The following is an 8,896-nucleotide window of genomic DNA, read 5'->3' as shown; positions in this document are numbered from 1 at the left end:
TATAACGTCAAAAACTAACGACCTGAAAAATCAACTCCCAACCATTACTTAAACTAAGCACTCAACCTCTCCCGCCCTACGAATAAACAACTTCCTTTAGGATACTTTAATTAAAAACCCCGAAAAATATGACCCAAAATAAATTAAAACCTACGAACAACAATATAATTTAATGACTATTTAAGACCTCAACATTACAAAGTATTCGATTTAGCAATAATACCTAACTTAATCTATTTCTTACTTTCTGGGATACTGGCGTCAGTTAATTATAACAACCGAATCCCAGAGGAATGACCATGAAAACACTTAATTCAAAACTGACAGCAACAGTCGCAGCACTATCTATCGCTACCTTATTCTCATTTAACGCTATGGCAGCTGAGCCTGAAGCAGAGGTGAATTATGGTGACCCGACCGCGAGTTTCTCTACTGTTGGTATTTCAGCAAGTAAAGATACCACCCAACTAAATGGCATGATGGGATTCGGCAGCAATATTTTCTCATTGGATCTTGCAGCTGATAACAAAACCGGAGATATGAATGGTCGTGGGCGCTACTTCCATGTCACCGATGGCCTTGGATATTCAATAGATGTACTGGCTGATGCCAACTCTCAAACAGTACTTGGTGGACTTATCTATAAGTTCCAAGTCTCTGACAACATCTCAATTTTCCCGATGTTGAGTGGTGGTGCAACACAAGTTAAACGTCCAATGGAAGATAACAAGTACGACCGCTCAGGTATTGCACAAGCAGGCGTGTATGCCATGTATGGATTTGATGCTGGTCACTGGCTGTACGCTAACCCCAAAACGACTTATCACTTAAAAAACAAAGAGTTTATCAACCAAATAGAGGTCGGTGGTGGCTTTATGGTTACAAATAACATCTCTGTGGGTGCCAAAGTTGAATATACTGCTGAGCACAAAAATCAGTTTGGTAGCATGAAAGCGGATACTGTGACTTGGTTCCAAGCAAACTACTACTTCTAAAGCTAAGGCTCTATTATTCATAATAAAAACACCGCTAATTAATATAGCGGTGTTTTACATATTATAGATAATCACATTCGCGACAGCCAACCCCTCTTTGTCGATTGCTATAAACTCCGCTCTACCAAAATACTATCTTGGTAATAATCAATTCATCCGATACTTTCGGGCATCACTCACTAATGCCAATGCTGTAGAGTGGCGTTACCATTGTGAGTGTCGTTGCTACACATCAGTGACACTCACTAACTTGCCTATTGAAATACTCCATCGCTGATAAATGGGTATTGCTTATAGCTACCGACAAGGTGCAATTTATTGTCACATCACCGGTGAAACTTGCTCACAGAATACCTAACAGAATATTTCATTAACCACATCGACAGTATGCCCTTATTGGTCGCGATGAGACTAATAGGCAGCGCTCAAGCTAGAGTTCAATACTTCCATAGGATAACGCGGTATCTCCCCTGTATCACCGAATTAAAACCTGTTGATAGCTCTATACAAGAGAGGCTTGCCAGTAACTCCATCAACCACAATATTGGGAGTGGGGCAACGGAAAAGGAGTAATAAATTTAGCTAGAGAAATACCATCTTCAAAGGGTGGGATGATTAATGCCGTTAAGTACGAAAGGATCCGGAGTCGAACTTGTAGACTCATTTTATTTAAGAAATGAATTAGTTCTATTACCCAGCGAGTTCATTCGCTAATAAATACAATCATCAATCACTATTCAAGTTTCCCAATTATGACTAGCCATAGACTTTCACGCGTTGAGCGAGTCTAAGTATAATTATGGATATCTTTGCGAGCCTTGCAGCGGCTTCCATATAGATTATATTAGCCTGATAGTTATGACGTTTAAATTTTATTTAAACGCTAGGGTGCCAATTTCCTCTCTGGTGGCGTCAAGCGAACTTTGACCTGCCATTCAATATTTTGCGTGAAAAATGATATTGCGCCCAATAGCCAAACTATTGGGAGCTTAGATAAATGGCTAAGCTAATAGATTAAGGAGCAGTAACGACGTAAGTGATAGCGTCCTCTGGCCCGCCCAAAGAAGCTTTTCTCGTGATTGGCTTACCGACTTTTTGGGCCGTTGCAGCAATCGTTATTTGAGGAATACTAAATTTAAAAATGCTTGTATCACCTAATGACCAAGTTGCTTAATTTGACACTAACGTAGATGAAACATCGGTATATTTAGTGGTTGCGACAAAAAGTCCCTTCTCTTTAGCAACGCCGGTTTTATTAGAAAATTAATAACGAGTGATATCGACAGCTACTGATCTTAACGTAATTATTACTGGCGATTTTGGCTTCGAAGAGCCGCTTGAACCGCAACAACGGGTTCACATTAACAAGTAATTTATTTTGGCGAGCAGGTCATTTTATACCTTCTAGAAGTGGATTATAGATTCTAATCACTTTAGCTAAAAAATAAATTTCTGTTAACGTTCCCTAACCTTTTATTAGATTATTAGCAGATAATTTCAAGATAATTAAGGGAACGTTTTGATATTGACCACGATTAGTGACCAGGCTATTAAAGCTCATTAAATAACGCAAGAAATTGAAAGTGATCTTCTGTCTGCACGAATATCTGCCATTGTGTCATTTGCAAAATCTTTTGCTTGACGGCTATTTGAAACATCAGGATCTAATTCAATCAAACGTTCAAAAGCTAATTGAGCCTTGGCATCATTATGTTCGTCTACAGCAATCAATGCCTTCAACCACACGCTGGCTAATTTAGCACTTGCTACACTGCTATTTTCGGCCGCTGAAGCATACACTCTAGCTTTTACATGATGACAATCTCTTAAGGCCAAAATACCATCAACATTGTCTTTCCCATACGCTCTTTCAAGAAGCGGAACGTCATCTAACAAGGCATTGTTTGCGGTCATTGTAGTGCGTAACTTCGTTTTATCTTCACTACGCTGTTGCACTTTATCAAGTTCAAGACGCTCTTGTTCAATTCGAAGTTTTTGTTGTGATTCACTTTTGGCAATCACATTGGCTTTTATAGCTTCTTGTTCTTGCGCCTTGGCGCCACCAACGAGTGCACCGCCGACTCCGCCAACGGCTGCACTTACAATAATATCTTCTGTATCACCACCTAGAATAAGTGAGGTAAAAGCTCCTAAAGTAGCACCTGTTTGTGCACTTTTACCTACTTGTGTACTAGGAGATGCGCAAGCCGTCATACCGACCGCGACGGCTAATAACAGCATTTTATTTTTCCAGTTTGCGTTCATTTTGGTTCTCACCCTTTCAGTTTATTAAGGTTTAAAATATGAGGCACTTTCTTAGTCGTCTAAATCAATTTCTGTAGCGACCAACTTATTATTTAGATATATATAATCCACTTCGACATACATACCAGGACGTAAATCTGAAAAGTTCATTCGTGAATTTTCGATACGTGTGCGGTTATCAACCAATAACTTAGTGTTATGGATCTCGATTGTTTGCTGTTGATTATCAACTGAACTAATAACACCTTCTATTTCAGCTGCGATTGCTGACGAGCTTAGATAAATCAGTGAAGACGTAATGATAATGGCTGTGTTTTTAATTAATTTTTTCATGTTAAATTCCTAGATGTTTTTACGATTAATATGGTTTTATCTTGTGTCAAAACAGACTCATTTTTTTACGAGTATTCAAATGAATAAGTTGTTATTCAATGAGTAACCCCTTTAAAGAGGTTACTCACTTGACCTTAGAAACAAACTTGCGTGTATTCTGAGAAGAGTGGGTTGTCACCTGCTACATAAGCACAACCATTCACAGTATCGAAGATGACAGACTCGACAGTCACGAAGTCAGAGCTATATTTTGTGATGTTAATAGGCTTTTGCTGCAAGATGTACTTCATGCCATTCACATCACGCTCTTTTGCATAGCTAATGAAAGTATTACCTGCGTCTTCACGGGCAAAAGTATCAACAAATTTTTCATTGGCTTGGCGCAAAGGTGTATGAGATAAAAATTCAGCACGCATTTCTGCCGTATGATTGGCGTGAGCAATACCGCCTTCACCACGAACGATACGAGTACCATTGGTTGTCATTTCAATTGAACCATAGTCGCCAGAATCATCTGCCACGGTAAAGTTTAATGAAACGTGAGTGGTATAATCCTTAAGTTTGTTAAAGGCCTCTTCTACGTTGGCTGAAGATGTAATAGCAGCAAAAGCGGCATCGGTAGTGATGACATTTTGAGTGTCAACGGTTGCTGATGATCCACTTGGTTCCCCCATGAAGTTAAGGACTGCAGCAGTGTGTTTGCCCATACCTTGGAAGTGACCACCATCAGTGGCTAAGAAGATAGTGTCATCTGTTTTAATGACTGAAGTATCACCTTCTTGTAAAAAACCAATGTTTAAATCATTGTTTAATCCGACAATACCCGTTTCGGCAAAGGCTAGGGTTGTGCAGCCATTCATCGATTCAGCGGCTTTTTGTAATGAAGCAGTATCGCCAGCATTAACAAACCCTTTGTTGATGTCCCAATCCGCTTGTGCGATGGCCGCGAACAACATATGAACGGGTACGCCTCTAATTTCAGCTTGGCGTTCCATGATGGCAACATACTCAGGTGCGACTTTACGGTTATTTTCAACTGCGTTGATTGCAATTTCGATGACTGCTTGCTCTGCTTCACCACGAGGCATAGTCGCTAATTTTTGGGCTATGGCTTCGCTACCTTGACCTGTTAAGTCGACAATCACGGCGCCATTCTGTACTGCAGTACGCTCTGGTTGATAGTAATCAAGTACATCACCCGCGACGTTAGCCGCTGCAACATTGAAAGAAAGAGCTGCGATTGTGGCGATGGCTAAAATAGACTTTTTCATAATGTTATTCCTTCAAGTGTTTATTAAATACAATTTGATTTCGTTTTGATGGAGTAATAATACGAGATAAATAGAGATACTTTAAGTTAGCTACTATTCGAATATCGAATGGCAAGCGATGCAGCTCAGAATCATATGTTGTACTGAATTAAGGGAGAAATTAATGATGCTTGGTGACCGTACTAACGACAGCGGCGTGAACATTTAATTAAAGGTCGTTCGTTTTGGTGGAACCAATAAAGCGAGGTGTATAAGCAGTAGCCTCTATTCGCCATCCATATTAAGAAAGGCAAATGTGAATTGATAAACTGCTTAGTACGTTGATAGTGCGATGTAGTCTGATGTAGTCTGATGTAGTCTGATGTAATCTGATGTAATCAAACTGCCAGAATTACACGTTATTAAAGGTGCAGACGATTTTAAAAACAAAAAAAGAGCTGACTTCAGCTCTTTCTTTATTGCTTCTACTTAAGGCTTACTTACGCAGTTGTTCAATAATTTCTACACTTCGCTCAATAGTATCCATTAGCTTTTGTGGTTCAATATTGGTGTACCAATCTTGCAGGTTAATTACACTTATACCGCTGGTCATATCGCTGAATGAAAGCTCACCGAATGAACCGAATGACACGATAATGTTTTTATCTGCAATGGTGTACGACTGCATGTCGTAAGTCATTGCTCCACCTGCTGAAAGCAACGTACCAGCATCGGTTGGATTTAGCACATCGTTGCTGGTATCTGCTAGTTCTTTGTAAAAAGAAGCGCCAGCTTTACCTTGCGCAATATACTGGGCGAATAAAGCATAATCTACAGCGCTAGTATTAATACCAAACGAGGGTGAGGTGGTGCCATCAGAGGTTTTGGCTATCTCAATAATATCGTGACCACCAATCTCTTCATGTAAGTCCCCTAATAATACTTGGAAAGGTTTTCCGTGTACTTCAGCAAGTATCAGTGCGAGCGTATCCGTGTTCTGATCTGAGTAATCCCAGTTTTCACCTTGTTTAAATTCACTTGCCTTAGCCGCTTTGATAGCCTTTAAGTGACCCATTGGCTCGCCCGCATTTTGCAAGCCAATTTCTTTTTCCCACTCATAACCGTTAGACCCTGGAGTATGGTAATTACTTAATGCTTCTATACCACTGTCCATAATGGCGATACTGCGAATTGTGGCGCCACCAATGATAGAGCCTTTCAGTTCCGGCAGGTATTGCTCTGCCTTAACGTCTAAGTCAACAAGACCTGCATCAATTGCTTTACCTAGCAACACGCCAACATAGGTTTTAGAGGCTGACTGGAGATTATTAACCATCCCTTTTTTGAAGCCGTTGTCGTAGTGCTCGGCCAATATTTCATTGTTTTTCATCACAACGAAGCCTTTGGTGTTTGTTTCAATTAAGTTATCACGAAAACTTTGACCGTCTTTAAATTCTGTAGACAAATCTAATGAATGAGAGACTGTTACAAGCGCTGGATTAGAAGATGCAGGCATTTCGTATACCCCGTAACGTAAGTAGTCTTTAATGTGCATACTTGCATGGGTGTAATAAGGCCAAGACTGAAAAGACTCGGCTGGTATATCTTTCACGTCATAACCAGAATAAAAAGTAGCTTGATTAACTTCATCAGCTGCTTGCACTGCACCCATTGTTGTTGCTAAAGAAACTGCGATGACGATTGCTTTGATTGATGTTTTCATAATGTTATTCCTTCAAGTGTTTATTAAATACAATTTAATTTCGTTTTGATGGAGTAATAATACGAGACAAGCAGAGATACTTTAAGTTAGTTACTATTCGAATATCGAATGGCAAGAGATGCGACTCAGAATCATATGTGGATACTGAGTTAAAGGAGATATTAATGATGGTAGGTATCCTAGCGACTGCAGAGTGAACATGTTGTTAAAGGAGATTGTGTCGGTGGAACCAAAAAAATAAGTAATATGATCAACCAAGGTTATTCACCTCCCTTATCAAGGGGAGCTATAGCCTTTCGTACAGTTTGACCTTCACTCCATTATTACTGTCATTCTAAACCTCCTTAGATAGTTAACTCAGCGGGCTACTTCATACGCAAAGGCTTAATACTTGATGTCGGTCTCTGTACTTATTACCTCGCCAATTAATAACCCTGAGCCTCTCATTACTCTACCTATTGAATCGTTTACCTATTCGACTTGCCAGTACATCCTAACCAAATGATTCAGGAAAACGATGAGGAGATCACCTCAACCAAGGAATACCGTGAATTAAAAAACAAATATTGATTGAGGAAATGATTATGAAAAAAGTTTTATCGCACTTGCTTTAGTAGCGCTAACGGGTTGCTCGGCTAACCAACTTGACGGTAATGCCGCTTCTATTAGAATAATGGACGCAGAACCGCAGAACTGTAATTTTCTCGGTGAAGTCGATGGCCCACAAGGGAATTGGTGGACAGCAGACTTCACTGCTGATCGCGATATTCTGATCGGGGCCCGTAACTAAGCAAAGAATCAAGCTGCTGCACTAGGCGCAAATGTCATTGTACTCAAGAAAAGTGTCGATAATAGTAATGAAGGGATCGAGGCTTATGGTAGTGACAAAGGCGCTGTAATTTCAAGCACCAAAGGCACCTACAGCAGTACTGTTATTGGAGAAGCTTTTAACTGCCCACAAAGCTAATTACCACTATAGAATACACGTAATCAGCTTAACTGCTTACGTGTTCTTATAGAATAAAGAGTAACGGAAAGTACATGCTAAAAAAGGCCTTTACCGTACTAAAAATCAGTAAGTGGCAATTAGCTAGAAGATAAAAGCTACTTAGTAAGCTCTTCAATAATGAAGTTAGCGACCGGACCATGTTGTAGGTTAGAACGCCAAGTTATTTCTACCGTACTCATCATTCGAGAGCGTTGAAATTCAGGCATAAACTCAATCAGAGTGCCAAAAGCGAGTTTCTCATCTAAAAGACCTTTGGGAAGAAAAGCCCAACCTAGCCCTTGCTCAACAAGTCTAATGAGATCATCTTGATCATAAGCTTGCCAGATTTGCTGGGACATCTTAGTAATAGCCGAAAGCGCACCATTTTCAATCATACTGCTACAAACGATTTGTCGTTCAGCAATTAATGTTTCATTATCGACGAGTTCCATATCGGCAAATTTAGAATCCGGACTGCATACACATGTCCATTCAAGTTCGAAAAAATTAACAAAATCTAGATTATCAGGCACAGCCTTTGAAGGAAGGCCAATCCCAATACTAACTTCGTCATTTAAAATTGCTTTAGACAAATGCTCGCCACTCAGTTTAACCAGCTTAACTTGAGTGAAGGGGAATTTTTGTGCCATTTTTTCTAATGTTGAATCGATAGTATAAAGAGGGACTAACGGATCCAACGCAATTGTTACTTGATCTTCAACCTGCTCAACCGCACCTTGCGCATAGCTTTCTATTCGTTCCGCTTGGCGTAACAAGATTTTAGCTTGTTGATATAATCGCTCCCCTTGCTCTGTCAAAGTGGGGTATTTAGTTGAGCGATCAAAAAGTGTCACCCCAAGATCTAACTCTAAATTACTTACACCAATACTCACCGAGCTTTGGCTTTTTCTTATATGTCGCGCGGCGGCAGAAAATGAACCTTTCTCTGCGGCCGCGATAAATGCATTTAGCTGTTCTAAATTGAGCATGTTTAATCCATTCGATGACTTGATGGGTACCAACCAAAACCATTCGCATAGCCTTGACAAGATGAACTCATAAACAAACGTAACACGAACTAAGATCTAAAGGAATGACGATGAAACCATCCCTTTTACTACTATCAATTACTGTACTTTCAACTACGAATTTAACCATCACATCGGCGCAGTGGCCAATTAATGCTGGTGAGCCTACCGCCTGCTTCAGCGGCGCTGATAGCACTCGTTATATGTAAAACCAAAAAATGACTATCAAACGGCAAAAATGGGTGAGCTAGGTAGAAGTAGCAGCTGGCTTTATGTTTGCCGATAATTAATTGTATGGCGGAAGAGACCGAGAC

Annotated in this window: 8 protein-coding genes; 3 read left to right on the top strand and 5 right to left on the bottom strand. The window is 40.1% G+C overall.

Annotated features, from left to right (window positions below):
* The first annotated feature begins 299 nt into the window (after positions 1–299).
* Positions 300–995 carry a hypothetical protein gene (locus CXF82_RS07195; protein ID WP_219621774.1) on the top strand — a complete coding sequence of 232 codons (696 nt, stop codon included), beginning with the start codon at positions 300–302 and terminating at the stop codon, positions 993–995.
* A gap of 1,560 nt (positions 996–2,555) precedes the next feature.
* Here CXF82_RS07195 and CXF82_RS07190 read toward each other — a convergent pair.
* From CXF82_RS07190 to CXF82_RS07175, 4 genes are all read right to left on the bottom strand, one after another.
* Complete coding sequence (locus CXF82_RS07190; protein WP_102039553.1) at positions 2,556–3,260, bottom strand: hypothetical protein; 705 nt, start codon at positions 3,258–3,260, stop codon at positions 2,556–2,558.
* A 51-nt stretch (positions 3,261–3,311) separates the two neighbouring features.
* Positions 3,312–3,593: a DUF5666 domain-containing protein gene (locus CXF82_RS07185; RefSeq protein ID WP_102039552.1), complete on the bottom strand. Its 282-nt coding sequence runs from the start codon at positions 3,591–3,593 to the stop codon at positions 3,312–3,314.
* Positions 3,594–3,727: 134 nt separating this feature from the next.
* Positions 3,728–4,864 (bottom strand): carcinine hydrolase/isopenicillin-N N-acyltransferase family protein, encoded by a 1,137-nt coding sequence (locus tag CXF82_RS07180; RefSeq protein ID WP_102043931.1) that lies wholly within the window; start codon positions 4,862–4,864, stop codon positions 3,728–3,730.
* A 475-nt stretch (positions 4,865–5,339) separates the two neighbouring features.
* Complete coding sequence (locus CXF82_RS07175; RefSeq protein WP_102039550.1) at positions 5,340–6,566, bottom strand: serine hydrolase; 1,227 nt, start codon at positions 6,564–6,566, stop codon at positions 5,340–5,342.
* A gap of 598 nt (positions 6,567–7,164) precedes the next feature.
* On the opposite strand from CXF82_RS07175, the gene CXF82_RS22760 reads away from it, so the two are divergent.
* On the top strand, positions 7,165–7,356 hold the full coding sequence (locus CXF82_RS22760) for a DUF4156 domain-containing protein (protein ID WP_374702360.1): 192 nt from the start codon (positions 7,165–7,167) through the stop codon (positions 7,354–7,356).
* Between the two features lie 314 nt (positions 7,357–7,670).
* On the opposite strand, the gene CXF82_RS07170 is transcribed toward CXF82_RS22760, so the two are convergent.
* Positions 7,671–8,543 (bottom strand): LysR family transcriptional regulator, encoded by an 873-nt coding sequence (locus tag CXF82_RS07170; RefSeq protein WP_102039549.1) that lies wholly within the window; start codon positions 8,541–8,543, stop codon positions 7,671–7,673.
* A gap of 110 nt (positions 8,544–8,653) precedes the next feature.
* On the opposite strand from CXF82_RS07170, the gene CXF82_RS22285 reads away from it, so the two are divergent.
* On the top strand, positions 8,654–8,791 hold the full coding sequence (locus CXF82_RS22285; RefSeq protein WP_180961089.1) for a hypothetical protein: 138 nt from the start codon (positions 8,654–8,656) through the stop codon (positions 8,789–8,791).
* The last annotated feature ends 105 nt before the right edge of the window (positions 8,792–8,896 follow it).

Source organism: Shewanella sp. GutDb-MelDb, from assembly GCF_002836075.1.
Taxonomy (GTDB): domain Bacteria; phylum Pseudomonadota; class Gammaproteobacteria; order Enterobacterales; family Shewanellaceae; genus Shewanella.
The sequence above is the reverse complement of the archived record's forward strand: the minus strand, read 5'-3'. Positions and strand labels throughout refer to the sequence as shown.

Coding starts and splice junctions, on each gene's coding strand:
- CXF82_RS07195 (WP_219621774.1), top strand. CDS start 300: ATGAAAACACTTAATTCAAAACTGACAGCAACAGTCGCAGCACTATCT.
- CXF82_RS07190 (WP_102039553.1), bottom strand. CDS start 3,260: ATGAACGCAAACTGGAAAAATAAAATGCTGTTATTAGCCGTCGCGGTC.
- CXF82_RS07185 (WP_102039552.1), bottom strand. CDS start 3,593: ATGAAAAAATTAATTAAAAACACAGCCATTATCATTACGTCTTCACTG.
- CXF82_RS07180 (WP_102043931.1), bottom strand. CDS start 4,864: ATGAAAAAGTCTATTTTAGCCATCGCCACAATCGCAGCTCTTTCTTTC.
- CXF82_RS07175 (WP_102039550.1), bottom strand. CDS start 6,566: ATGAAAACATCAATCAAAGCAATCGTCATCGCAGTTTCTTTAGCAACA.
- CXF82_RS07170 (WP_102039549.1), bottom strand. CDS start 8,543: ATGCTCAATTTAGAACAGCTAAATGCATTTATCGCGGCCGCAGAGAAA.
- CXF82_RS22285 (WP_180961089.1), top strand. CDS start 8,654: ATGAAACCATCCCTTTTACTACTATCAATTACTGTACTTTCAACTACG.